Source organism: Achromobacter sp. T5-5, from assembly GCF_055397965.1.
Window position 1 is genome coordinate 2,836,625 of record NZ_AP027919.1, and the last position, 25,618, is coordinate 2,862,242.

A 25,618-nucleotide genomic window follows, 5' to 3' on the forward strand; every position below is an offset into this window, starting at 1 on the left:
GCAATGGGGGCGCTGTCCGACGTGGACGATTGCTGGAACCGCATCGGGATACGCGGCGACAAAAGCTGCGGCCAGCTTGCCGCGCACGTGCATTGCCGCAACTGTCCGGTGTACGCCTCGGCGGCCAAACGCATCCTGGACCGCCTGCCGCCGGGCATGGCGGGAGAGGATGAAGCGCCGCCGCCGCCGCAGCACGCGGCCAACCTGTCGTCACTGTTGGTGTTCCGCCTGCAACGCGAATGGCTGGGGCTGCCGACGCGGTCGCTGGACGAGGTGGCGGGCATGCGGGGCATCATCAGCCTGCCGCATCGCCGCGATCCCGCCGTGCTGGGCGTCACCAATGTGCGTGGGACGCTGACGGTATGCGTGTCGCTGGCGCGCCTGCTGGGGCTGGACGGCGCGGCGCCGCAGGCGCGCGAACGCCCAGCCGCGGCGCGCATGCTGATATTCGGCGGCGCGGGCCGGGCGGTGGTGCTGCCCGTGGACGAGGTCGAGGGCATGCACGACGTCGACCTGCAGGCGCTCGATCCGTTGCCGTCGACCGTACAGGGTGCAAGCCTGAAGTATTCCCGCGGCATGGCCCGCTGCGGCGGCCGCGCCATCGGCGTGCTGGATGAAACCCTGCTGATGCAGGCATTGCAACGGAGTCTCGCGTGAATCCCGATCAGATGCGCGACGCCTCGCTCCTCGAACTGTTCCAGATCGAGACCCGCACGCAGGTGCAGGTGCTCAACGACGGCCTGCTGGCCCTGGAAAAGAATCCCACGTCCGCGCCGGACCTCGAAGCCTGCATGCGCGCCGCCCACTCGCTCAAGGGCGCGGCGCGCATCGTGGACCTGCATCCGGCCGTGCGCATCGCGCATGCGATGGAAGATTGTCTCGTCGCGGCGCAGGAAGGCCGCCTGCGCCTGCAGGCCGCCGACATCGACGCCTTGCTGCTGGGCGCGGACCTGCTGCAACGCGTCGCGACGCCCGGCGTGGAGCTGGACACGGAAATCACCGATCTGGTGGCGCGGCTGAGCAACGCGCCCAATGCGCCGCCGGCCCCGCCGCCGCGCGCGCCCCGGCCATCCGACTTCCTGCCGCCGATCGTGCGGCTCGAAGACGAGCCCGCCGCTGCGGGCCCGGCTTTCACGGCGGCGTCGCCCGGACCGACAGGCGCCGTGTCGGGGACCGCGGCATCGACCCCGGCGGCATCGGCCTCCGGGGTATCAACGCCCGGTGCATCAAATGCCGCCGCATCGCCGTCGCGCCGCAGTTCCGACCGCACGGCGGGCGAGGGCGAGCGCGTGCTGCGCGTCACGGCCGACACCTTGAACAAGCTGCTGGGGCTGTCCAGCGAAACACTGGTCGAGTCGCAATGGGTCGGCCCTTTCAGCGCCGCCATGCTGCGGCTGCGGCGCCTGCAGGCGGGGGCGGCGCGTGCGCTGGACGGCGTGCGCGCCGTGCTGGCCGAGCAGCACCTCGATGCGCGCGGCCAGGCGGCGCTGGACGATGCGCAGCGCATCCTCGAACAGTGCCAGCGTGAACTGACGCAGCGCACCAGCGAAGTGGACGACTTCGGCTGGCGCATGAGCCATCTGACGCGGCGCCTCTACGACACCGCGCTGGCCTGCCGCATGCGGCCCTTCAGCGACGGTGTGGGCGGCATGGCGCGCATGGTGCGCGACCTGGGCCGCTCACTGGGCAAGCAGGTGCGCCTGGAGATCGAAGGCGAGCAGACGCAGGTGGACCGCGACATCCTGGAAAAACTGGATGCGCCGCTCACCCACCTGCTGCGCAACGCCGTGGACCACGGCATCGAATCGCCCGCGGCCCGCGAGCGGGCGGGCAAGCCGCCGGAGGGCCTGATCACGCTGTCGGCGCGCCACTCGGCCGGCATGCTGCTGGTCGAGCTGGCCGATGATGGTTCCGGGATCTCGCTGGACCATCTGCGCGGCGAGGTCGTCGAGCGCAAGCTCACCAACGCGGAGACCGCGGCCCGGTTGACCGAGGCCGAGCTGCTGGAATTCCTTTTTCTGTCGGGCTTCAGCACCCGCGACGAAGTGACTGAGATATCCGGGCGCGGCGTGGGGCTGGACGTGGTGCAGACGATGGTGCGGCAACTGCGCGGCGCGGTGCGCGTCCACCAGCAGCAGGGCCGGGGCACGCGGTTCGTGCTGGAGATGCCGCTGTCCCTCTCGGTGGTGCGCAGCCTGCTGGTCGAAGTGCAGGGCGAGATCTACGCGTTTCCGCTGGCCTACGTCAGCCATGCGCTGCAGGTGGACGCCCAGGACATCGAACAGCTCGAAGGCCAGCAGCATTTCCGTTTCATGGACCGCCAGATCGGGCTGGTGTCGGCGCGGCAAATCCTGCGCGCTGGCGAGCCGGCGCCGGCCGCCGATACCTTGTCCGTGGTGGTGGTGGGGGATCACGAGCTGCTCTACGGCATCGCCGTGGACCGCTACGTGGGCGAGCGCACGCTGGTCGTGCAGCCGCTGGATCCCCGGCTGGGCAAGGTGCAGGACGTGATGGCGGGCTCGCTGATGGACGACGGCACGCCGCTGCTGATCCTGGACGTGGAAGACATGCTGGTGTCCGTGCAAAAACTGATCGAAGGCGGCCGGCTGTCGCGCGTCGACAGCGGGGCCGGCGCGACGGCGACGCGGCGCCGCAAGCGCGTCCTGGTCGTCGATGACTCGTTGACGGTTCGCGAGCTTGAGCGCAAGCTGCTGTTGAACCGCGGTTTCGATGTGGCCGTGGCCGTGGACGGCATGGATGGCTGGAACATGTTGCGCAGCGAGGAGTTCGACCTGATCGTGACCGACGTCGACATGCCGCGGATGGACGGCATCGAACTCGTGTCGCGCATCAAGGCCGATCCCAAGCTGCAGAATCTGCCCGTCATGGTGGTGTCGTACAAGGACCGGGAAGAGGACAGGCGGCGCGGGCTGGATGCCGGCGCCGACTATTACCTCGCCAAGGGCAGCTTCCACGACGATGCGCTGCTCGATGCCGTCGAAGACCTCATCGGGAAGGCACGGACGTGAGAATCGGGATCGTCAATGACATGCCCCTCGCGGTCGAGACCCTGCGGCGCGCGATCGCGCTCGAGCCCGGCCTGGAGATTGCCTGGACCGCGGCCGACGGCCTGGAGGCAGTCCAGCAGTGCGAACGCGACCGTCCCGACGTGGTGCTGATGGACCTCATCATGCCCGTCATGGACGGCGTCGAGGCCACGCGCCGCATCATGGCGCAAACGCCTTGCGCCATCGTCGTGGTGACGTCCGACGTCGAGCGCCAGACCGCGCGCGTCTTCGATGCCATGGGCCACGGCGCGCTGGACGCGGTGGACACGCCGGTCGTCGGCGGCTCGGACATGCGCAGTGCGGCGGCGCCGCTGCTGCGCAAGATCCGCAACATCGGCTGGCTGATCGGCCGTTACGGCAATCGCCCGGCACTGACCCCTGTCCCCAGGCCCGCGCCGCCGGCAGGCGCAAGACGGCTGCTGGCGATCGGCGCGTCGGCCGGCGGACCGGCCACGCTCGCCCAATTGCTGCGCGACCTGCCGCTGGACTTTCCGGCGGGCATCGTGCTGGTGCAGCATGTGGACGCCTTGTTTGCCGCCGGCATGGCGGACTGGCTCAACGACCAGGTGCCGCTGCCGGTCCGGCTGGCGCGCCAAGGCGAGCGGCCGCTGCCGGGACAGATCCTGCTGGCGGGCACGGATGACCATCTTGCGCTGCGCGAGGATGGCACCCTTGGATACACCAGTTGCCCCCGTGAAAGCCTGTACCGGCCTTCCATCGACGTGTTTTTTCATAGTGTGGCGCAGCATTGGCGCGGCGTGGCGGTCGGCGTCCTGCTGACGGGCATGGGCCAGGACGGCGCGCGTGGACTCAAGGCGCTGCGCGAGCGCGGTTGCCTGACCATCGCGCAAGATCAGGCCACCAGCGCCGTCTATGGCATGCCCAAGGCGGCCGCGGCCATGCAGGCCGCGGTCGAGATCAGGCCCCTCGAACAAATTGCTTCCCGCGTCATCCAGGCGTTTGCCTGAGCCGCGGCATATGTGCAGAAATCAAGGACTTACTATGCTTGCTTCCTCTGACGACGCGGTCTCTGCGGATCTGAATTCGCATGGGGCGATGGTGTTGCTCGTTGACGACCAGGTCGTGGTGGGAGAAGCCATCCGGCGGGCGCTGGTGCCCGAGGGCAACATCGATTTCCACTATTGCTCGGATCCCTACAAGGCCTTGAGCGTGGCGATCCAGACGCGGCCCACGGTCATCCTGCAAGATCTGGTCCTGCCCGGCGTGGACGGCCTGAGCCTCGTGCGCGAGTACCGTGGCCACCCGGTGACGCGCGACATCCCCATCATCGTGCTGTCCACCAAGGAAGACCCCGCGATCAAGAGCGCGGCGTTTGCCGCGGGCGCCAACGACTACCTCGTGAAGCTGCCGGACTCCATCGAACTGATCGCGCGCATCCGCTACCACTCGCGCTCCTACATGGCGCTGGTGCAGCGCGACGAGGCCTACCAGGCCCTGCGCCAGAGCCAGCAGCAATTGCTGGAAAGCAACATGGAATTGCGCCGCCTCACCAATTCGGACGGCCTGACCGGCCTGGGCAACCGGCGCTATTTCGACGAATACCTCAACGCCGAATGGCTGCGCGCGGGCCGCGACCGGCGCGAGATCAGCATGCTCATGATCGATGTGGACCACTTCAAGTCCTACAACGACACCTACGGCCACATCGCGGGCGACGAGGCCCTCAAGCGCGTGGCCAACACCATCTTTGCAAGCTGCGACCGCTCCACCGACCTGGCGGCGCGCTTCGGCGGCGAAGAGTTCGCGCTGGTGCTGCCCGGCACGCCCGCCGGGAGCGCGCGCCTGGCCGCCGAGAAACTGCGCCGCGCCGTCGAAGCCATGCAGATCCCGCAACGCGACGCGGGCGCCGGTCCCTGGCTCACGGTGAGCGTGGGCCTGGCCACCGCGACGCCGCAGGATGGCCAGCCCTGCACGGAGCTGATCCAGGCGGCGGACCGGGGGTTGTATGAAGCGAAGCGGCAGGGGCGCAACCGGGTGGTGCCGGGGCAGATCTGACCAGCGCCCGGCGCTGGCGATCAGCCCGCCATGACGGGATCGCCGGATAGGTGACCGAGCCGCTGCGACAGGAGACGCGCCGCCTCGCGCAGCGCGGTTGGCACGCTGCCATCCCAATCCGGGGCCAGCCGTTGCGCCTCGCAGGTGGTGGAGATTGCCATCACCATGTTGCCCCCCGCGTCATACACGGGCGCGCTGAAGGCATTGACCTTGACGTGGTGCCGGGGCGAGGCGGCGGTGCCCACGGCCCGTGCCAATCCATGCTGCCGCGCTTCGGCCACGCGCAGGGCGAACTGCCCGTTGTCCGGCTGACCGCTGCGTGCGCGCGCTTGGAGCTCTTCGTCGATGGCCGCCTGCGTCTGCTCGGGTGCCATGAACGCCGCGAAGGCGATTCCGGTGGCCGATTGCGTGAGGCTTACGACCACGCCGGCCTGCAGAAACGGACTGACGGGATGCGCGGACGGCTCCCAACCGACGATGGTGGCGCCCTGGTTGCCCCACACCGCGATGCCCACGGTACGTTGGCCGATGCGCTCGCAGATCGCAGGCAGCGCCTCCATGGCGAGCCGCTGGGCCTTTAGACAGCCCAGGCCGGCCGCGCCGGAAGGGTGGCCGACCTCTCCCAGGTCGTGTGCAAAGGTCCTGAGATATTTGCCGTCGCCGAAGGCCAGTGAATGGTGGCCGCTACGGTTGATCTTTTCCACCTGACCCAGGTAGACGACGTGATCGCCACCGGGGTAGGCGGCGACCTTCACGCATTCCAGATGCGCCGCGCAATCGTCGATGATGGGCACGCCGCCCAGCCCGGCCGTGACCGGGACTTCGCGGAATTTGTCGGCCCCGGACTTTGCAAACTGGTTGGAAATGTGGACCTGGTGGTCGGCCAGGATGTTCACGACGAAGCGCGGGCAGTCGCGGAACGCCGGGTAGCTGCTGGAGGTCGTGGACTGGCTCCACAGGATCAGCGGGGGATCCAGCGAGACCGAGCTGAACGAATTGGCCGTGACCCCGTAGGGCTTGCCCGCTGCATCGCATGTGGTGATCACGGTCACGCCGGTGGGAAACGCGCCGAGCGCGCGTCGGAATTCCTTGCTGTCGAAGGGTGTCATGCTTGCATCCTGATTTCGTGGGAGCCGGCGCCTTGGGGCGGCGGAGTCCGTTCCGCCGCCTTCCCGCCTGGCATGCCGCCAAGTCTAGGAGCGGGGGAAAGCGCCCACAAATTGCGTTCCGGTATGCGTCTATTACGCCCCGTTATGAATGCAGCAGGTCAGACCGGCTCGGCGAGCTGTTCGCGAAAGTGCTTGCGCAGGTAGTCCTTGAACGCCTGGGCGGCGGTCGACAGATCTGCCCGGCGCGACAGGATGCAGCCCCAGTGGCGGGTGGCGTCCAGATCTTGGATCTCGATGAGCACGCGCGATGACTGCGCATTGCGCTGCACCATGGTGCGCGGCAGGAAGGTGACGCAATTGCCTGCGTCGATCATGCCCAGCAACGTCGGCAGGGTCGATGCCGTGGTGTGCTCGAAACGCAATCCCTGCTTGGCGAATTCCTCGGTCAGGTGCTTGCGCAGCGACAGGTAGCGGTCCAGGAACATGATGCGGTAAGGCGCGATCATGGACAGCGTGACGCGGGCGTGCGCGGCCAGGGGGTGCCCGGCGGGGACGACGAGCAGCACCTTTTCTTCGGCCAGCGACTGAAACTGCAGTCCGCGCTGCTTGGTGTCCAGCGCCGCGACGGCGAAATCCGCCGCATCCTGCGTGATTGCCTGCACGACCTGCGCATAGGGCAAGTCGCGCAGCACGACCTGGATATCCGGGTAGCGCTGTTGGTAGTCGTGGATCAGGCGCGGCAGCACCGTCGCCGCCAGCATCGGCGTGCAGGCCACCACGATACGGTTGCGGCCGGTCTCGGCCCCTATCTGGAACTGGCGCATGACATCCCGCAGACCCGCCAGGGCGGCTTCGGCCGCGTCCCGCAGGCGCATGCCCTCCGGCGTGGCGGAGACCTGGCGCGTGGTCCGGTGCAGGAGCTTGGTGCGCAGCTTGTCTTCAAGCCGTTTGACGCGATTGGTGACGGCGGGCTGAGAGAGATGCAGCTTGCGGGCGGCGTCGCTGAAGCTGCCTTCGCTCACGACCCACAGAAAGGTTTCCAGCTCGGAGAGTTCGAGCCGGGTGAGGGCGGGGCGGTCGGTTGATTGATTCATGGTGGTTATAGATGTATCACGCCGCGGAAATTGTGCATATCCGAGTCGACACCAATACTGACGCCACTTCGCCATCACGATGAACCCACCGGAAACCGGAAAAGCAATGAGCACAAACGCCCGTCAAATGGCCCTGGTGGCCTTTCTGCAAGCCCAGAATTGTTCCAACTATGTCGGCTCGTGGAGAAATCCCTCAAGCATGGCCGACTACCTGACCCCGGAGTACTACCAGCGCATCGCGCGCACCCTGGAGGATGGCTGCTTCGACATGGCTTTCTTCGATGACCGCCTGGCAATGCCGGATATCTACGGCGGCGATCACAGGGAAACCGTGCGCCATGGGGTTCGCGCCGTGAAGCTCGAGCCGACGGCGGTCCTGATGGCGATGGCCATGGCCACCCGCCACCTTGGATTGGGCGCCACCTATTCCACGACCTACTACGAACCTTTCCATGTGGCCCGCCTGTTCGCCACGCTGGACCTCATGACGAAGGGCCGGGTGGCCTGGAACGTGGTGACGTCGATGAACAATTCCGAGGCCGCCAACTTCGGCCACACCGAACACCTGGAGCACGACCTGCGCTACGACCGCGCCGACGAGTTCATGGAAGTGGTCATGGGCCATTGGGACACCTGGGAAGACGACATCATCGTCGCCGACAAGGCCGAGGGATTTTTTGCCGATCCGGATAAGGTGCGGCGGCTGGACCACGAAGGCCGATTCTTCCGGTCGCGCGGCCCGCTGACCGTACCGCGTTCGCCGCAGGGCAACCCGGTAATCCTGCAGGCCGGCCAGAGCGGGCGCGGGCTGGCGTTCGCCGCGCGCTGGGCCGAAGTGGTGTTCGCCAAGTACCCCACGCTGGAAGGCGGCATCAAGCAGTACCAGGCGCTCAAGGACGGCGTGGCCAAGGCCGGCCGCAATCCTGACGACCTGAAGGTGGCCGCCGAGGTCAAGATCATCGCTGCCGAAACCGAAAGCCTGGCCCGCGAAAAGCGCGAGATGATCGCTGGCCTGTCGCGGCCCATCGATGGCCTGACGATGATCGGCGAGACGGCCAACATCGACTTCTCGGGCCGGCCCTACGACCAGCCTTTCACCGACGAGGAACTGGCCGCGATGTCCTGGCAGAGCCTGCGTGACAAGGTTGTCCAGGTGAGCGGCAAGAAGAATCCCTCGGTGCGCGACTTCGTCGAAGCCTCGGGGCGCGGCACGCTGAACGATGGACCGGTGTTCTGCGGCACGGGCGAGCAGGTGGCCGACATGATGGAGGAGTGGTTCAGCAAGGGCTGCGACGGCTTCGTGCTGTCGGCGACGGCGGTGCCCGGGACATACGAAGAGATCGTGCGCCTCGTCATTCCCCATCTGCAAAAGCGCGGGCTGGTTCGCAAGGAGTATGGCGGCGGCACGCTGCGCGGGAACCTGGGCCTGCGCCGACCGCGCGCCGGCGACTGGAAGGCCGGCAGCCGCTAAGGACCACGGACATGACCAATAAAAGCGTGCGCATGATGTCGGCCAGCGGCATCCTGGGCTACGGGTTTCCGGAAGCGTCGGTGAAGGCCGCGATGGAACTCAAGCCCCATATGGTCGGCGTGGACGGCGGCTCCAGCGATCCCGGTCCGCATTATCTGGGTTCCGGCAAGACGTTGAATTCGCGGATGGCCATGAAGCGCGACCTGTCGCTGTTGCTGCGGGCGGCCATCGCCAACGGCATTCCCATGATGGTCGGCACTTGCGGCGGCGCAGGCGGCGAGCCGCATCTGCAGGCCTGCGCCGACATCGTGCGCGAGATCGCCCGTGAACATGGCCTGCATTTCAAGATGGCGCTCATCCACGCCGAGCAAGATCCGGCGGTGATCAGGACGGCGCTGGCCGAGGGCCGCATCCGCGCCCTGGGGGCGGCGGGGGCGTTGACGGCCGAAGATGTCGACGAGGCCGTGCGCATTGTCGGCATGATGGGGCCGGAGCCCTACCGCCAGGCCCTGGCCGAGGGCGCGCAGGTGATCCTGGGCGGGCGAGGCACGGACCCGGCGCCGTGGGTGGCGCTGGCCATGCACCACGGCATCCCCGAGGCGCCCGCCTGGTACGCCGGCAAGATGCTCGAATGCGCGTGCAATGCCGCCATTCCCAAGAAGCACGATTGCCTGATGGTCACGGTGGGCGAGGACTACGTGGAGGCCGAGCCGCTCAACCCGGAGCTGCGCTGCACGCCGCTGTCGGTGGCGGTGCAGGCGCTGCACGAGAACGCGAGCCCCGTATTGCGCTATGAGCCGGGTGGTTGCGTCGATACGCGCGACTGCGAGATGCGCGCGGTGTCGGATCGCCGCGTGCGCATCACGGGCATGAAGTGGGAGGCGCAGCCCTACACCATCAAGCTGGAAGGCGTGAAGCGGGCCGGGTTCAGCGCGGTTGCCTTTGCCGCGACGCGCGACCCGGGCCTGATCGGCCAGGCCGCCGGTTTCCTGGACTTCGTGCGCGCGTCCACGGCAACGAAAGTCGCGGCCCTCGGGCTGGCACCGCAGGACTGGCAGCTCGTGCTCAGGGTGTATGGGACGAACGGGGTGATGGGGGACTGGGAGCCTGAACCGGGCTTCAGGCCGCAGGAGCTGGCCATCGTCGCAGAGGTCGTGGGCAGGACGCAGGAGATCGCCAACGCGGCGTTGTCGCTGGCGCGCGTGACGCTGCTGCATTCCGACTTTCCGGGACGCATGTGCCGTGAGGGAAACATGGCCTTTCCGTTTTCGCCCTCGGACATCGAGCGCGGGCCGATCTATGAATTCTTCATGCAGCACGTCATCGAGGTGGCTGACCCGCTCAGCCTGTTTCCCATCGAGTATGAAACCGTCTGAGCGAGGGAGACCGACATGGCCAGACTCAAAGATATCGCCAAGGCTTGCAAGAGCAAGAACGCGGGGCCGTTCGCCATCACGCTGGACATCATGTTCGATGACCCGGCGTTGTTCGAGCGCGTGCGCGCCACGGGTGTCATCAGCCCCGCGCTGATCGCGCGGCTGTACGGCGTGCACGTAGAGGAGGTGCTGTTCACCGAGTACCCGCCGGCCCTGGCATGGAAGGCGACCCTGCCGCGGCCGGTCGCCTCGGGCGCGGTGGGCGATGTAGACGTATACGGTGCGCAGCAGCACGCGCCCCTGCTGGATATCGAAATCCCCCTGTGACGCCGGGTGGCCGTCCGCGGCCGTCCCCAGCGCACGACACCTGTTGTTCACGCACTGACTACACAAAAAAGACAGGAGAGAGACATGAATCGAATTTGCAAGGTGGTGCTGCCCCTGGCGTTGGCGCTGCCCGCCGCAGCCATGGCGCAGGACACGCTGAAGATTGGCGCACTGGTGACGCTGTCCGGCGCAGGCGCCGCGTGGGGCCAGGCGCTGCTGTACGGCGCCGAACTCGCGGCCGACGACGTCAACGCGCAGGGTGGCCTGGAGGTCGGCGGCAAGAAGTACAAGATCAGCGTCATTCCCTATGACGACAAGTACCAGTCGGCCGACGCGGTCACGGCCGCCAACCGCCTGGTCAGCGACGACAAGGTCAAGTACATCATCGGCCCGATGGGGTCCGCGCCAGCGCTGGCCGTGCAGCCGGTCACCGAGCGCGAGAAGGTCATCATCATGACGCTGGGCTTCACCAACAAGGCGCTCAGCCCGGAGAAGCCGTACTCCTTCCGGCCCAACCTGACGACCGAGGAGACGGCCCCGCCGATCATCGCGTGGCTGGTCAAGCGCTTCAATCTGAAGAAGGTGGGCGGACTGTTCCCCAACGACGAGTCCGGCCAGCAGATTTCCAACGACCTGGCCAAGGCCTACGAAAAGGCGGGCGCCGCGCTGTCGAGCAAGGAATTCTTCGAACGCCAGCGGGTGGACATGGTGCCGCTGCTGACCCGGATGATCAGCTCGGGCATCGACGCCATCGAGCTGGACGGCAACTCGCCGGCTACCGCGGGAATGATCGTGCGGCAGGCGCGGGAGCTGGGTTTCAAGGGGCCGATCGTGCGCAATGGCGGGCCAGCCACGCCCGAGATCGTGGCGGTGGCGGGCAAGACGGCGACCGAGGGCATGATGGTCACGTCGCTGCAGGATCCGGACAACAAGGAGGTGGCGCATTACGCCCAGCGCTACCAGGACAAATACAAGAAGAACATGAACGGATTCAGCCCCGCCTTCTACGATGGCACGCACATGCTGTTCAAGGCCATGCAGAACGCCGGCACGGTAACCGACAGCACCAGGGTCCGCGATGAACTCGCCAAGCTGAAGGACTACAAGGGCATCCAGGGCATCGTGAACTGGAGCGGGAAGGCGCGCTACGGCATCGACCATCAGGTCGCATCGCCCTTCTTCATTTCCGAGGTCCGCAACGGCCAGGAAGTCACCGTGGCGCGCTGCGATATCGACAAGTGCGTCGATATCCAGAAATAAGCCGGCGAAAGGGGATTCCATGTCCAACTTGTTAGCCCAGGCGCTGGTTAACGGCGTCATCATCGGCCTGCTTTACCTGCTGATGGCGGTGGGGTTCACGCTGGTGTTCGGCGTGATGCGGGTCGTCAACTTTGCGCACGGCCAGTTCTACATGGTCGGGGCGTTCGCGACCTACGTTCTGATGAGCCACTGGCAGGCGCCGTTCCTCTTGGCGTTGCTGGGCGCCTTCGTCGTGACAGCGGCCCTGGGCTGGCTCGTGGAGTGGGCCGTGCTCAAGCCCTTCCGCCACGATGAGCTCAACGGCATGATTGCAACCATCGGCGTGGGGATGATCCTGCAGTCGGTGGCGCTGGTGGTGTTCGGACCAGACTCGCAGATCATGCCGCAGGTCGCCGAGGGCGTGTTCCACCTTGGCACGGTGATCATCCCGGCGTCGCGGCTGTACGTCGCGGTCTGCTCGGTGATAGTGCTGGCGGTGCTGTATGGGTTCCTGATCCATACCCGGCAGGGCAAGGCCTTGCGCGCTGCCGTGCAGGACATGGAGATCGCGACGGCGCAGGGCGTGCGGGCCAAGCTGATGTACCCGCTGGGCTTCAGCATCGGCGTGGGGCTGGCGGCGATCGCGGGGGCGCTGATGGCGCCGCTGTTTTCCGTGTCGCCCTTTATCGGCAGCACGCCCCTGCTCAAGGCCTTCATCGTGGTGATTCTGGGCGGGCTGGGCAGCGTGCCGGGCGCGGCGGCGGCGAGCCTGCTGCTGGGCGTGGCCGAAAGCCTGGCAAGTTCCTTCATGAGCAACAGCCTCGCGGAGATCCTGATTTTCGCGCTGGTGATGGGCATTCTGGTGATGCGGCCCGCAGGGCTGCTGGGCAAGGCGGAGGCGTGAAATGGATATGAGCAAAGCCGTGTTGCCGTCAATGCCGCCGGGCGCGCCGCAGGCCCTGATCCGCGGGGCCGCCGCTCCGCAGCCGCTGGGGGCGGTGGGCCTGGTGGGCCTCGCGGGACTGGTCTGCATCCCGTTCCTGCTGAATCAGGCTTTCACCTATCACCTGGCCATCTTCATCTGCATCAACACCATCGTCGTGACGTCGCTGTCGGTACTGGCCAGGGCAGGGCAGATCTCGCTGTGCCACGGCGCACTGGCCGGCATCGGGGCCTATGCGTCGGTGTTCTGCGTCAAGGGGCTGGGGCTGCCGTTCGCCGTCGGGATGGTGGCGGCAATGGCCGCCGCGGGTCTCGTCGCCTATCTGCTCGGGCGCATCGTGCTGCGATTGCAGGGCGTGTACTTCGTGCTGGTGACCTTTGCCTTCGGCGAACTGTTGCGCCTGGTGCTGCTGGAATTCGGCGATGTCACGGGGGGCGCCAACGGCATCACCAACATTCCCCCGGCCGCCATCGCCGGGTACGTCTTCCTGGACAAACCGGCGTTCTATGCGCTGGCGGCGGTAATCGCCATTGCCGTGCTGGCGTTCTTTCGCGGGTTTTACGCGTCGCCGGCAGGCGAGGCGGTGGACGCCGTCGGCGAGAACCCGGCGCTGGCCGAGTCCAGCGGCATCGGCGTGCGCCGGACGCAGCTGTTCGCGTTCACGCTTGCCAGCGTCTTCGCCGGGCTGGGGGGCGCGATGCTGGCGCATTACGTCGGCTACATCTCGCCCGAGTCGTTCAACATGCACCTGTCGGTCGCGCTCATCATCATGATGGTGGTCGGCGGGCGCAGATACCTGCTGGGCGGGCTGGTGGGCGCGCTGGTCATGACGCCGCTGCCCGAGCTCTTTCGCGGCGCGGTGGAATCGCAGGACATCCTTTACGGCGTGGCGTTGATTCTGATGTTGCGGTTCCTGCCGCAAGGGCTGGCCGGCATGCGCCTGCCGCGTAAATGGAGGAAGCAGCCATGACGACGTCAACGACTTCGCGGCCCCTGCTTGAGGTCAAGGGCCTGTCCAAACGATTCGGCGGCCTGCAGGCGGTCAGCGGCCTGGACCTGCATGTGGCGCGGGACGAGGTGGTGGGATTGATCGGCCCGAACGGCGCCGGCAAGAGCACCGCCTTCAACCTGATCAGCGGCACGCTGATTCCCACGGCCGGCCAGGTGGTGCTGGAGGGCGCGGACATCACGGGCAAGGCGCCCAGCGCGGTGGTGCGGCGCGGCCTGGCCCGTACGTTCCAGTCGACCTCGGTCTACCAGGGCGCCACGGTGGCTCAGAACCTGCTGCGCGGCGCGCTGTCGACGCTGCCGGGCTCCGTGTGGACGCACACCGTCACCACCCGTGCCCGCAAGGCTGCGTTGCAGCGCGTGGCGCGCGAGGTGGACGAGATTCTGGAACTGTCCGGGTTGGGGCCGTACCGGGACGTGGCGGCGGGCGGGCTGGCCTATGGGCACCAGAAACTGCTGGGCGTGGCGATCGGCTTTGCCACGAATCCCAAGATCCTGCTGCTGGACGAGCCCGCCGCCGGCCTGAATGGCGAGGAGTGCGCCGAACTGGGCCGGCTGTTGCAGCGGCTGCGTACGCATCGCGGCATTTCCGTGCTGTTCGTCGAACACCACATGGCCGTGGTGATGGAACTGTGCCATCGCATCTACGTGCTGGTCCAGGGGCGCAAGATCGCGGAAGGCACCCCGCAACAGATCCAGTCCAACCCCGCCGTGATCGAAGCCTATCTGGGAGCCCCCGACTATGCCCATGCTTGAAGCCCAATCCATTGCCGTGCGCTACGGCCAGCTGGAGGCCGTGCACGACGTGTCGCTGCAGGTCGGCGACGGCGAAATTGTGGCGCTGGTGGGGTCTAACGGCGCCGGCAAATCCACCACGCTCAAGGCGATGATGGGGCTGAAGACGCTGGCGCGCGGGGACTTGCGCTGGGACGGCCAGTCCATCGCCGCCATGCCCGCAGCGGGCCGCGTGGCGCGCGGCATCGCGCTGTCGCCCGAGGGCCGGCGCCTGTTTCCGCGGATGACGGTCATGGACAACCTGGAACTGGGCGCGTACACCACGCGTTGCGCGGCCACACGGCGGCGAACGCTCGACATGATCTATGGGCTGTTTCCGCGCGTGCAGGAACGGCGCGCGCAGATGGCCGGGTCGCTGTCGGGCGGCGAGCAGCAGATGGTGGCGATCGGCCGGGCGCTCATGGCCCAGCCGAAACTGCTGCTGCTGGACGAGCCATCTTTGGGTCTCGCGCCCAAGGTGATCGCGGAAATTGCCCAAGCCGTCGAACGGCTGAACCGGGAATCGGGGCTGTCCATCGTGCTGGTCGAGCAGAACGCCCGGCTTGCCATGCGGCTGTCGCACCGGGCCTACGTGCTGGAGCGCGGCGAAGTCGTGCGCACCGGCACCGGCCAGGAACTGCTTGAAGATGATTTCGTAAGGCAAGCCTATCTTGGCGTATAAGGGCGTAGGAGGCGCCCGGCCATGACCGACAACTTACCCTGCTATGAAGTCTATGCGCTGCGATACGCGCGTATGACCCGTCCGGCCTCGCACAATTTCATCCTGCACGACGCGCACGATGGCACCGTCGAGATGGACTTTTACGTGTGGCTGATCAAGCTGGGCGACACCGCGATTCTGGTGGACACCGGCTTTGGCGAGCGCGGCGCGACGCAGCGCGGACGGCCGCTGGACTGCTGCCCCATCGACGCGCTGCGCCATCTTGGCGTGCGGCCCGAACAGATCCGGGACGTGATCCTGACGCACCTGCATTGGGATCACGCCGGCAACCTGGACAAGCTGCCCAATGCGCGCTTCCACCTGCAGGAGGCCGAAGCGGCGTTTGCGACGGGCCCGTGCATGTGCCAGCCGGTGCTGCGCCGCGCCTTCGCGGTCGAGGACGTCTGCGAATTCGTCCACCGGCTGTACGAAGACCGCGTCGAGTTCCACGATGGCGACGACGTGCTGCAACCCGGCATCGAACTGCTGCGCATCGGCGGCCATACCAAAGGGCTGCAGGCGGTTCGCGTGCATACGGCGCGCGGCTGGGTGGTGCTGGCCTCGGACGCCGCGCACTACTACGACAACGCGACGCTGAAGCTGCCGTTTCCCGTGGTGGTGGATGTGGAGCAGATGCTGGCCGGTCACAAGCGCCTCTTGAAACTGGCGGGCTCGGTCAGCCACTTCGTGCCGGGCCACGACCCGCAAGTGCTCAAACGCTATCCCCGCCTGCCGGGCGACCTGCCCGTGCCGGTCGCCGTGCTGCACGAAAACCCCCTGGATTGAACACCCAAGCGGCGCGCTCGCCGGGCGCGCCGACCCTCACATTGGAACCCTGGTCATCATGCATGCAACCTCCAATCTGCGCGCCCCGTCATCCAGCCTGGCGCTGGGCCTGGCCCGCTTTGCGCGCGGCCTGACGCTGGAATCGCTTCCGGCGGCGGTGCGCGAAAAATCGCTGCTCCACATCATCGACGCCATCGGGCTGGGCATCGCCGCGCATCAGTTCGACTTTTCCGGGCCCGGGCTGGCCGGCATCCGCGCGGCCGGCGCGTCCGGCGACGCCACCGTCATCGGCGGCGGCCCGGCCTTGCAGGCGCGCGACGCCGCCATGGCCAATGGCTACCTGATGCACGGGCTGGATTTCGACGATACGCATCCCGGCGCCATCGTGCACCCGTCGGTGGCCTGCCTGCCCGCGGCGCTGGCGCTGGGCGAAACCCGCGACATGCGCTGGGGCGAGCTGCTGACCGCCTACGCCATCGGCATGGAGACGGCCATACGCCTGGGCAGGTCGGTGAAGGGCGGCTTTCATCAGGGCGGCTACCATGCCACCGGCGTGGTGTCGCACTTCAGCTCGGCACTGGTGGCCGGCAAGCTGCTGGGGCTGACCGAGGAACAGCTTGTGGCGGCGCAGGGCATCGCCGCAAGCACGGCGTCGGGCGTACAGGTATTCCTGGAGGATGGGGCCTGGACCAAGCGCCTGCACCCGGGCTGGGGCGCCTTTGCCGGCATCACCGCGGCGCAGATGGCCCAGGCCGGTTTCTTCGGCCCGCGCCGGCCCTACGAAGGGCAGTTCGGCCTGTACGAGACCCACATGCAGACGCGTGCGGACCAGGTGGACGCCGACTCCGTCATCAGCGCGCTGGGCCACGAGTGGACACTGCTGGAGACGTCCATCAAGCCTTACCCCGTGTGCCATTTCATTCACGGCTGCGCCGAAGCCGCATTGCGCATCCAGGGGCGGATCCTGGACGCGGGCCGCATCCGTTCGGTGGAGTGCGAACTGCCTGCCGCCACGCTGCCCATCGTCGCCGAGCCGGCGCACATCAAGACCCGGCCGCGCAGCGACTACGACGCCAAGTTCAGCGTGCAGTTCGTCGTGGCCGCCTGCCTGGCGCTGGGCCGCTTCACGTTGCAGGAACTCGCGCCTGCCCGGCTGGCGGACAATGCGCTGCTGTCGCTTGCCGGCCGTACCACTTGCCGCGCGCAGGAGGTGACTGCGTTTCCGAAGTACTTCTCGGGCGCGGTGACCGTGACGTTGCACGACGGCACGCAGCTGCGCGAGGACGTGCCTGTCAACCTGGGCAGCGGCGACCGGGCGCTGGATCAGGCCGCCATCGTCGAGAAGTTCAAGGCCAACGCGGGCCTTACGCTGCCCGACGTGCGCACCACCTTGATCCTGGACGCCTTCCTGTCGGCGGATTCCTCCACGCCGGTGCGCGACCTGACGAAACTGCTGGGGTGAGGGCGGCGCCGGCGCCATGTTCAGGATGGGCAAGGACAACGGGGCGCAGTATGCTAGCCGGCCGCCTGCCACAGGGCGGTCCGCAACACTGACCCCAGATAGAAGATGTCATGCCATGGACATGCGCCAATTGCGCTACTTTGTGACGGTTGCCGAGGAGCTCAGTTTCCGGCGGGCGGCTGAACGGCTGAACATCTCCCAGCCGCCCTTGTCGCAGCACGTCAAATCGCTGGAAGAGGAGATGGGGGTGCAGCTTTTCCAGCGCACCCGCCGCGAGGTCCGGCTCACGCCGGCCGGGCAGGCCTTTCTGCGCGAGACGCGCATCCTGCTGGACCAGATGCGCACGGCGGTCAATGCCGCGGTGCGGGCCGGCAACGACGACACGGGTGTGCTGCGCGTGGGGGTGGCCACGTCCGCGTTGTTCCACCTTGTGTCCGTCATCCAGCGCCTGGTGTCCGCCGAGTTTCCGGGCGTGACGCTGTCGCTGGTGGATATGGTGTCGGCCGAACAGGTGAGGGCGGTTTCGTTGGGCCTGCTGGATGCAGGCATCGTCCATGCGAGGCCGGAGCGTACCGACGTGCGGCGCCAGCTCATCCACCGCGAGCCGCTGGTGGCGGTGCTGCCCAGCCGGCATCCGCTGGCTCAGCAAGAGGGCTTCAAGCTGTCCATGCTGTCGGACGAACCCATGGTGGCGCTGCATCGCGAGCACGGGCCCGCGATCTATGACGCCATCTTGGCCTGCTGCCATGAGGCCGGTTTCAGTCCGGAAATCCGGCACATGGCCCGCAGCCCGCTGACCATTTTTCAGATGGTGCGCCTGGGCCTGGGCGTATCGATTGCGCCGGCGTCCTACGCGACCACGGGCTTTGCAGGCGTGGTGTTTCGCGAACTGCCGCAGAGCGCGGGGCAGGTCTGCATGGAATTGATCTGGAGCGACAAGCACGCCAGCGACCTGGCTCGGCGCGTCCTGGGCCACCTGGCGAAACGCATGGCGCTCGACCCCTGACAGCCGTCTTCACGGCCCATGGCAATTCCGGCAGAGCTGCCCGTTCGACCTGATATCGGGGCTCAGACGCGCTCGGGCAGGTCGGCCTTGACGCGGCCATCAATCAGCCGGATGACGGCGGGATGGTAGTTCTGCGCATAGCCCGCGTCGCGCGCCCGGCACATCATGTCGTGCGTGTACGCGCCGATGCGTGGGCTGAAGCCGCCTTCCCGCGCCAGGTCCAGCGCCAGCGAGCAGTCCTTGATGGCGTAGGTCATGGGAAAGGTCTTCTCCGGAAAGTCGTCTTTGGCCAGCGACTTCATGCCATGGTTGCGCAGCACGAAGCTGTCGGCCGACCCTTGCGACAGGAGCGACAGCAGTTTTTCGGCCTCCATGCCGGCCTGGCGGCCGATGGTGATGGCCTCGGACAGCGCGTTGACCGTCATGAACACTATGTAGTTGTTCAGGATCTTGACGATCTGGCCGCAGCCCACCTCGCCGCAATGGAGTACGTCGCTGCCCATGCAGTTGAGGTAAGGCGCTACCCGCGCGAAGTCTTGCTCGGACCCGCCCACGCTGATGAACAGCTTGCCGTCGACGGCGGCCTGCTTGGTGCGGGCCACGGGCGCGTCGGCGAAGGCAATGCCTTCGGCCTTGAGACGCCCGGCCAGCGCGCGCGAGCGCGTGACGTTGCTGGTACTCATGTCCACGATGAGGGACGGACGGCGGGGCGAGGCCAGGATGGCCTCGCAGACCGACTCGACCTGGTCGATGGATGGCAGGGACAGAAAGACGATGTCGGCCTTTTCGGCCACCTGCGCCACGCCGGTTGCCAGTTCGGCGCCCTGGGCGGCGGCCTCGTCGGCGGCGGACGGCGCCGAGTCATACGCGACGACCTTGCGGCCGCCCTTTTTCAGCAGGTTGGCGCACATGGGCCCGCCCATGACGCCCAGGCCGATGAACCCAAGGACTTCCGATTCGTTCTGCTTCATGCGATGTCTCCTTTGCTCAGGTACGGGGAGCGGCGTTGGCGCCGCGGGCCTTGATGGCCCTGATGATCTTCTCGTAGGTCTTGTATTCATTGGCCTGGAAGGCCGCGAATTCCGTTGGGCTGGAGCCCACCGGAATGAAGGAAAGGGCGTCGAACTTTGCCTTGACCGCGGGATGCTGCAGCGCCTGCTGCGTTGCGGCATAGACCTTGTCGATCACGGCCTGTGGCGTGCCGGCGGGGGCCCAGATGCCGTACCAACTGGGCATGTCGAAACCCGCGTAGCCGGCCTCGGCCACGGTGGGAATGTCGGGGATGGAGGCGACGCGCTGGCTGCTGGTTACGGCCAGCGCGCGCAGCTTGCCGTCCCGCACGTGGGGATAGGCCGATGCCATGGGCTCGGTCATCGCGGTGACCTGACCGCCCATCAGGTCCACCAGCGCCGGGCCGCCGCCCCGGTAGGGAATGACCTCCATCTTCACGCCAGCCTGTTCGTTCACCAGTTCGCACGCCAAGTGGCCCGCGGCGCCGTAGGCGGCGATGGCCCAGGTCAGTTCGCCCGGCTTGGCCTTCGCGCCCGCCACCAGATCCTTCAGGGTCTGGTAGGGACTGTCCTTGCGCACCAGGACGAGCTGGGGCTGCGCGCCGATTTCGGTCACGGGCGCGAAGTCTTTGAGCGCGTCGTAGGTGACGGTGTCGAGCAGTAGCGGATTGGCGACCTGCAGCGAGGCGTTGAGCAGCAATGTGTAGCCGTCCGGCTCAGCCTGCTTGACGTAGCGGGCGCCGAGCACGCTGCTGGCGCCCGGCTTGTTCTCAATGATCACGGGCTGACCCAATGCGTCCTGCAGTGCCTGGCCCAGCGTGCGGGCGACGGTGTCGACCGAGCCGCCTGGCGGAAAGGGCACCACCATGCGGATGGGTTGTGCGGGCCATGGCGTGGTGGCGTGCGCGACTTGCCACAAGGGCAGTGCGGCCGTCGCCGCCATGGCGGTGATAGCGGCGCGCAGGAGGCGGCGCCTCGCGGGCCGAGGCTCCAGTTTTCGTGCGTTCATGTCTCTTCCTTTGGCAGGTTGGCCTGGCTCGATCGGCTCAGGTCCGAATGGCGAAGGGGTCACGGACCGCTTCGGAAAAATCGATCATGACGTTACGTGTGGCGAGGAACTCGCGCAGTCCGGCTTCGCCACGCTCGCGGCCGATGCCCGACTGCTTGAAGCCGCCGAAGGGCGCCTGGGCGGCGATGGCGCGGTAGGTATTCACCCAGACCGAACCGGCGCGCATGGCCCGCGACACGCGCATGGCGCGGTTCAGGTCCCGCGTCCACAGGCCGGCCGCCAGGCCATAACGGGTGCCGTTGGCCATGCGGATGGCGTCCTCCTCGGTGTCGAACGGAATGACCGCCAGCACCGGCCCGAAAATCTCTTCCTGCGCCAGCTCGCTGTCGTTGTCGACACCGGCGAAGATGGTCGGCTCGATGAAGTAGCCACGCTCCAGGCCTGGGCCCAGCGCCCGCTTGCCGCCGCAAGCCAGCGTAGCGCCCGCGGTCTGCGCGCGATCAATCGTGGCCAGGATGCGATCGAATTGCGGCCGGTTGGCGACGGTGCCCATCTCGGTCGCCGTATCCAGCGGATTGCCCAGCCGGATCTTGCGCGCCCGGTCGATCAGCGGCGGCAGAACCCGGTCCATCACGCTGCGCTGCACCAGCAACCTTGACCCCGCCACGCAGGTCTGGCCCGTCGCGCCGAAGATGCCGGCCAGCGCACCCACGATCGCCTTGTCGAGGTCCGCGTCCTCGAAGATGATGTTGGGCGACTTGCCGCCCAGTTCCAGTTTCACGGGCGTCAGGCGCCGGCCCGCCATCGAGGCGATCTCGGCGCCCACCGCGGGGCTGCCAGTAAAGCTGACGAGTGCGACGCCGGGGTGCTCGACGAGCGCGCGGCCCGTGTCGGCGCCGCCCGCGACCACATTGAACACCCCGTCCGGAAACCCGGCCGCCTGCACCAGGCTGGCAAACTCCAGCGTCGACGCGGACGCGTGTTCGCTGGGCTTGACCACGACACAATTGCCTGCCGCCAGCGCCGGCGCGAGCTTGTTGGCCAGCAGCGCCAGCGGCGAGTTCCAGGCGGTGATCAAGGCCGCCACGCCGTAGGGTTCCAGGCTCAGGTAGTCCAGCGTGTCGGGTTGGTCCAGCGGAATCTGCTGGCCATAAAGCTTGTCCGCATAGCCAGCGTAATAGCGGAGCTGGCGCCCCACCCACACCATCTGCGGCCGGGTTTCGCGGATGATCTTGCCGTTGTCGGTGGATTCGATGCGTGCCATCCGGTCGGCATTCTGCTCGATCAGTTCCGCCAGGCGCAGCATGCATTGGGCGCGCTTGATGCCGGGCGTGTGACGCCACGTGTGTTCGAAGGCATGTTCCGCCGCCATGACGGCGCGGTCGACGTCCTGGGCGCAGGCGTCAGGGATTTCGGCCCACACTTCTCCGGTGTACGGGTTGTGGGCGGCGATCATGCGTCCCTGCGCGGGCGGGATGCTCTGACCATTGATGAACAAGCCATAACGCTGCATGTGCGCGGTCTCCGATTGGCATGAGGGGATTTTTGTTGCGAAGGGCGGCCGGTGCTGCGTGCGCCGGCCGCTTCGTGCCATGCGCAAAGTCTGGGGCCGCGCCTTGCGCGCGTCCAATACGGAATCACGAATTCTGTGATAGCGATACGTGGCTGTATCGGCGCCGCGGGCCGAAGCAGGGCCGGGCCGCGGGCTGGGAGAAGCGGGAAGGCCGGGATTACCCGCCCGTCTTGCGATCCTTCCGGTGCGTCCGGAACAACAAATGCGTCGCGGCCAGATGAAAGCGCATGGCGAGCTCGGCGCATTCGGCGTCGCGGGCGCGCAGCGCGGCAATGATCTGGCGGTGGTGTTCCACGCTGCGCAGCATGTCGTCGCGGCCGTAGAAATAGAAGGAGCCGATGATGATCGGCATATCCAGCAGGTTTTCCACCAGGGATCGCACCCGCGCCGATTGCGCGGCATCGAGCAGGGCGTGGTGGAACTGGTTGTTGTAGTGCTGGACCTGGGCGACGTGGTCGGGCGCGCCGGCGTTGATGGCGTCCAGCATGCACTGGTTGATGCGCTCGAGTTCGTCGATCTGTTCGGGCGTTGCGCGCTGGGCGGCCGCCTTGGCGGAATAGGGCTCGAGCAGCATGCGCAGCTCGAAGGCTTCGTCGATGTCGCGGTCCTGCCAGCCCAGCACGACGGCGCCGCGCCGGCCTTCGCGGGTGACCAGGCCGTCCGCGATCAGGCGTTCGATGGCGTTGCGCACGGGGGTGCGGCTGACGGAGAGCTGGGTCGCGATGTGTTCTTCGCGCAGCGGTTCGCCGGGCAGGAACGATCCGGCCATCAGGCGCCGGCGCAATTCCCCGTATACGTAATCACTGGCGCTCGACATGAGAGGGCTTGCCCTTGCGGATGTGAAACAGTGGACTATACCAACGGCGCGCGCCGCGACGCTACGCCTTCACGCCGCACTCGGCCAGGCGCGCCAGAAAGCGCGGCCAGACCTCGGGGTTGAGCAAGCGGGCGGGCTTGCGGCCAGCGAGCATGTCCATGATCTGCGTCGCCGAACCTTGCGCCACTTTGCGGCGGCCTTCGTGCGTGACGCCGCCCGTGTGGAAGGCGGCGACCACGTTGGAACGCTGCAGCAGGCCGCTGCCTGGCGGCGGCGGCTCCACCTTCCATACATCCAGTCCGGCGCCGGCCAGGTGGCGGGAATCGAGCGCGGCGAGCAGGGCGTCCTCGTCGTGGATGCCGCCGCGCGCGGTGGAGATGAACAGCGCGCCGCGTTTCATGCGCTGGAAGGCGCTGGCGTCGAACAGGTTCCGGGTGACGCCATCGAGCGGGCAATGTAGGCTGACGATGTCGGCCTGTTCGAGCAGCGCGTCGAAGGTGACGGGCTGGGCGCCGCGCGCGCGAATCTCGTCCGGCGCGACCAGCGGGTCGTAGGCGAGGACGCGCAGCCCGAAGCCCGCCGCGATTGCCGCCACGCGCCGGCCGATTTCACCGATGCCGACGATGCCCAGCACGCGGCCTTCGATTTCGTGGCCCATCAGGGCTTCGCGGCTGACGGCCGTGCCGGCCCGCAGCGCGGCCTCGGACTCGCCCAGCCGCTTGACGAGGGACAGGAGCAGGGCGAAGGTCATTTCCGCGACCGAGGCGGCGTTGGCCCCGGCCTGGTTCACCACGGCCACGCCCGCCCGGGTGCAGGCCGCGACGTCGACCGTGTCGTACCCGGCGCCGCCGGAAGACACGCAGAGCAATTGCGGACAGTGCACCAGCAGGTCGGCTGAGACCTGCCAGCGGGCAGGCACCTCGTCCTTGGCCGCGCTGACGTGGTAGGCGTGAGCGCAGGCCAGGCCGGCCGCCGTCACGGCATCGCCGTTGACCGGCAGCACGCGCAGGTCCAGGGTGTGGTCGCGCGCGATCGCCGCATCGAATGCCGGATCGATCCAGAGATCCAGCCGCGCGACGCGCAACGCGGGCCTGCCGACTGCCGGAACGCTCATGGTCAGACTCCCGAGCAGCCCAGGGCCCGCAGACGGGCGTCGATCCAGGAGGTGTCCAGGGTGCCGGCGGCGATGTCCGCCAGCATTTTGGTTTCCACGTCATGCTTGGCCGCGGCGGCCTGGTAGATGGCCTCCGCCTGCTCGTACGGGACGGCGAGCAACCCGTCGTCGTCGCCGAGGATCAGGTCGCCCGGGGCGATGGTCATGCCGTCGAGCGCGATCACGCCGTTGATTTCGCCGGGGCCGTCCTTGTAGGGGCCGCGATGGGTGACGCCGGCCGCGTAGACCGGAAAGGCGCTGCGGCGGATCGTGCCGCAGTCGCGGATGGCGCCGTTGATGATGATGCCCGCGATGCCGCGCGACTCGGCGTAGGTCGTCATGATTTCGCCGATGATCGCGTTGGTCAGGTCGCCGCCGGCGTCCACCACGATCACGTCGCCCGGCTGCGCCAGGCTCAGGGCCTTGTGCACCAGCAGGTTGTCGCCGGGCCGCGTGCGCACGGTCAGGGCGGGGCCGGCCAACGGAGTGCCGTCGTGCATGGGGCGAAGGCGCGCGCCGCCGGCCGTCATGCGCGACATGCAGTCGCTCACGTTGGCGACCGGCACCTGGCGGAATTTTTCGACGAGTTCCTGGCTGACCGCGCGCTGGCGGGCATGGATTTCAAAGCCTGTCATCACTGCTCCTGATGGGGGATGTATGCCGTAGGGGACTATTGCTTGGGAATGCCGGCTTCCTGCACGACCTTGCCGAAGGCGTCGTGGTCCGCGCGATGCCGGCGCGCCAGATCCTCGGGCGAGCCCTTCAGGACGGTGTAGCCGGCGTCTTCCAGTTTCTTGATCAGTTCGGGGTTGGATTGCACCTTCTGCAGCTCCTTGTTCAGCGCCACGATCACGTCATCGGGCGTCTTGCCCGGCGCCATCAGGCCCCACCAGATCGACTGGTTGATGGTCTTGAAGCCGCTCTCCACGAACGTGGGCACGTCGGGCAGGGCGGGCGAACGTTCATCGGCGACGACGCCCAGCGCGCGCACCTTGCCGCCGCGGATCTGCGGCAGCAGCGACGCGACCGATCCGACATACATGTCGATCCGGCCGCTGGCCAGGTCGGGGAACGCCTGGCTCCAGCCGCGGTACGGCACATGCATGAGTTCCATGTTCGCGGCCTTACGCCACAGATAGCCGGTCAGGTCGCCCGTGCCGCCGATGCCCGGAATTCCCAGCGAAACCAGGTTGGGCTTGGCCTGCGCGGCCTTCACGACGTCGGCGATGGACTTGAACGGGGAATCGGGCAGCACGACGAAGACGCTGGGCGACGAGGCCACCGGGCCCACCGGCTTGAAGTCCTTGAAGGTGTCGTAGCTGAGCTTGCTGTAGAGCCAGGGGTTCAGCACGATGTTGTCGGTCTGCGCCATGACCAGCGTGTGACCGTCCGGCCGGGCGCGCGCCGTCGCATCCAGCGCCAGGTTGCCGCCCGCGCCGGGCTTGTTCTCGACGACGATGTTCCAGCCAGCGTCCTGGCTGATGGCGCTGCCGATCATGCGCGTCAGCGTGTCGGTGCCGCCGCCGGGGGGAAACGGCGAGATCAGCGTGATGGGGGACTTGCCAAGGTCGGCGCCATGCGCGGCGGCGCAGCTCAGTACGAGCGTTGCGGCCAGCAGTTTCTTGAACAGTTTCATTGTCTTCCTCACAGGGGTTT

General features: G+C 67.4%; 24 protein-coding genes. 15 read left to right on the plus strand and 9 right to left on the minus strand.

The genetic code is table 11. The features are described 5' to 3' along the window. Positions 1–3: 3 nt before the first annotated feature. The 4 genes from ACZ50Q_RS12835 to ACZ50Q_RS12850 are packed head-to-tail and all read left to right on the plus strand — an operon-like array spanning position 4 to position 5,084. Complete coding sequence (locus ACZ50Q_RS12835) at positions 4–657, plus strand: chemotaxis protein CheW (RefSeq protein ID WP_464081992.1); 654 nt, start codon at positions 4–6, stop codon at positions 655–657. After that, positions 654–3,029 (plus strand): response regulator, encoded by a 2,376-nt coding sequence (locus ACZ50Q_RS12840; protein ID WP_464081742.1) that lies wholly within the window; start codon positions 654–656, stop codon positions 3,027–3,029. The genes ACZ50Q_RS12835 and ACZ50Q_RS12840 overlap by 4 nt, the downstream gene beginning before the upstream one ends. After that, a complete protein-coding gene (gene cheB, locus ACZ50Q_RS12845) occupies positions 3,026–4,036 on the plus strand; it encodes a chemotaxis-specific protein-glutamate methyltransferase CheB (RefSeq protein ID WP_464081743.1) in 1,011 nt (336 codons plus the stop codon). The genes ACZ50Q_RS12840 and cheB overlap by 4 nt, the downstream gene beginning before the upstream one ends. Before the next feature lie 34 nt (positions 4,037–4,070). Next, a complete protein-coding gene (locus ACZ50Q_RS12850; RefSeq protein WP_092578429.1) occupies positions 4,071–5,084 on the plus strand; it encodes a diguanylate cyclase in 1,014 nt (337 codons plus the stop codon). A gap of 20 nt (positions 5,085–5,104) precedes the next feature. Here the strand turns inward: ACZ50Q_RS12850 and ACZ50Q_RS12855 are convergent, their stop codons facing one another. Both ACZ50Q_RS12855 and ACZ50Q_RS12860 read right to left on the minus strand, forming a co-directional pair. After that, positions 5,105–6,193 (minus strand): flavin reductase, encoded by a 1,089-nt coding sequence (locus tag ACZ50Q_RS12855; protein WP_464081744.1) that lies wholly within the window; start codon positions 6,191–6,193, stop codon positions 5,105–5,107. Positions 6,194–6,351: 158 nt separating this feature from the next. Next, positions 6,352–7,287 carry a LysR family transcriptional regulator gene (locus ACZ50Q_RS12860; protein WP_464081745.1) on the minus strand — a complete coding sequence of 312 codons (936 nt, stop codon included), beginning with the start codon at positions 7,285–7,287 and terminating at the stop codon, positions 6,352–6,354. Positions 7,288–7,393: 106 nt separating this feature from the next. On the opposite strand from ACZ50Q_RS12860, the gene ACZ50Q_RS12865 reads away from it, so the two are divergent. The 11 genes from ACZ50Q_RS12865 to ACZ50Q_RS12915 all read left to right on the plus strand — a co-directional run bounded on the left by ACZ50Q_RS12865 (position 7,394) and on the right by ACZ50Q_RS12915 (position 18,400). Next, the gene (locus ACZ50Q_RS12865; RefSeq protein WP_464081746.1) at positions 7,394–8,758 is read left to right on the plus strand and encodes an LLM class flavin-dependent oxidoreductase; all 1,365 of its coding nucleotides are present in this window, start codon (positions 7,394–7,396) and stop codon (positions 8,756–8,758) included. A gap of 11 nt (positions 8,759–8,769) precedes the next feature. Continuing rightward, the gene (locus ACZ50Q_RS12870) at positions 8,770–10,134 is read left to right on the plus strand and encodes an acyclic terpene utilization AtuA family protein (RefSeq protein WP_464081747.1); all 1,365 of its coding nucleotides are present in this window, start codon (positions 8,770–8,772) and stop codon (positions 10,132–10,134) included. 15 nt (positions 10,135–10,149) lie between these two features. Then, positions 10,150–10,461, plus strand: a complete 312-nt coding sequence (locus ACZ50Q_RS12875) for a DUF4387 domain-containing protein (protein ID WP_464081748.1) — start codon at positions 10,150–10,152, stop codon at positions 10,459–10,461. Positions 10,462–10,545: 84 nt separating this feature from the next. Next, complete coding sequence (locus ACZ50Q_RS12880) at positions 10,546–11,721, plus strand: ABC transporter substrate-binding protein (RefSeq protein WP_464081749.1); 1,176 nt, start codon at positions 10,546–10,548, stop codon at positions 11,719–11,721. A gap of 19 nt (positions 11,722–11,740) precedes the next feature. Beyond that, positions 11,741–12,604, plus strand: a complete 864-nt coding sequence (locus ACZ50Q_RS12885) for a branched-chain amino acid ABC transporter permease (protein ID WP_464081750.1) — start codon at positions 11,741–11,743, stop codon at positions 12,602–12,604. 7 nt (positions 12,605–12,611) lie between these two features. Continuing rightward, on the plus strand, positions 12,612–13,613 hold the full coding sequence (locus ACZ50Q_RS12890) for a branched-chain amino acid ABC transporter permease (protein ID WP_464081751.1): 1,002 nt from the start codon (positions 12,612–12,614) through the stop codon (positions 13,611–13,613). Beyond that, positions 13,610–14,407: an ABC transporter ATP-binding protein gene (locus ACZ50Q_RS12895; RefSeq protein ID WP_464081752.1), complete on the plus strand. Its 798-nt coding sequence runs from the start codon at positions 13,610–13,612 to the stop codon at positions 14,405–14,407. Before ACZ50Q_RS12890 ends, ACZ50Q_RS12895 begins: the two co-directional genes overlap by 4 nt. Continuing rightward, positions 14,394–15,107 carry an ABC transporter ATP-binding protein gene (locus tag ACZ50Q_RS12900; RefSeq protein ID WP_056561970.1) on the plus strand — a complete coding sequence of 238 codons (714 nt, stop codon included), beginning with the start codon at positions 14,394–14,396 and terminating at the stop codon, positions 15,105–15,107. Before ACZ50Q_RS12895 ends, ACZ50Q_RS12900 begins: the two co-directional genes overlap by 14 nt. Positions 15,108–15,128: 21 nt before the next feature. Continuing rightward, positions 15,129–15,932, plus strand: coding sequence for an N-acyl homoserine lactonase family protein (locus ACZ50Q_RS12905; protein ID WP_464081753.1), 804 nt, complete (start codon positions 15,129–15,131; stop codon positions 15,930–15,932). Between the two features lie 58 nt (positions 15,933–15,990). Continuing rightward, a complete protein-coding gene (locus tag ACZ50Q_RS12910; RefSeq protein WP_464081754.1) occupies positions 15,991–17,394 on the plus strand; it encodes an MmgE/PrpD family protein in 1,404 nt (467 codons plus the stop codon). A 115-nt stretch (positions 17,395–17,509) separates the two neighbouring features. Continuing rightward, positions 17,510–18,400 carry a LysR family transcriptional regulator gene (locus ACZ50Q_RS12915; protein ID WP_464081755.1) on the plus strand — a complete coding sequence of 297 codons (891 nt, stop codon included), beginning with the start codon at positions 17,510–17,512 and terminating at the stop codon, positions 18,398–18,400. 62 nt (positions 18,401–18,462) lie between these two features. Here ACZ50Q_RS12915 and ACZ50Q_RS12920 read toward each other — a convergent pair whose 3' ends face one another. From ACZ50Q_RS12920 to ACZ50Q_RS12950, 7 genes are all read right to left on the minus strand, one after another. Next, positions 18,463–19,371, minus strand: coding sequence for an NAD(P)-dependent oxidoreductase (locus ACZ50Q_RS12920; RefSeq protein ID WP_464081756.1), 909 nt, complete (start codon positions 19,369–19,371; stop codon positions 18,463–18,465). Positions 19,372–19,387: 16 nt separating this feature from the next. After that, a complete protein-coding gene (locus ACZ50Q_RS12925; protein ID WP_464081757.1) occupies positions 19,388–20,419 on the minus strand; it encodes a Bug family tripartite tricarboxylate transporter substrate binding protein in 1,032 nt (343 codons plus the stop codon). A 37-nt stretch (positions 20,420–20,456) separates the two neighbouring features. Beyond that, positions 20,457–21,932, minus strand: coding sequence for an aldehyde dehydrogenase (locus ACZ50Q_RS12930; RefSeq protein WP_464081758.1), 1,476 nt, complete (start codon positions 21,930–21,932; stop codon positions 20,457–20,459). 217 nt (positions 21,933–22,149) lie between these two features. Beyond that, positions 22,150–22,809, minus strand: a complete 660-nt coding sequence (locus ACZ50Q_RS12935; protein ID WP_464081759.1) for a GntR family transcriptional regulator — start codon at positions 22,807–22,809, stop codon at positions 22,150–22,152. Between the two features lie 61 nt (positions 22,810–22,870). Beyond that, positions 22,871–23,923: a hydroxyacid dehydrogenase gene (locus ACZ50Q_RS12940; RefSeq protein WP_464081760.1), complete on the minus strand. Its 1,053-nt coding sequence runs from the start codon at positions 23,921–23,923 to the stop codon at positions 22,871–22,873. A 2-nt stretch (positions 23,924–23,925) separates the two neighbouring features. Then, entirely contained in the window at positions 23,926–24,597 is a 672-nt protein-coding gene (locus tag ACZ50Q_RS12945) for an RraA family protein (protein WP_464081761.1), read from the minus strand. A gap of 35 nt (positions 24,598–24,632) precedes the next feature. Further along, positions 24,633–25,598, minus strand: a complete 966-nt coding sequence (locus ACZ50Q_RS12950) for a Bug family tripartite tricarboxylate transporter substrate binding protein (protein ID WP_464081762.1) — start codon at positions 25,596–25,598, stop codon at positions 24,633–24,635. Positions 25,599–25,618: the final 20 nt, after the last annotated feature.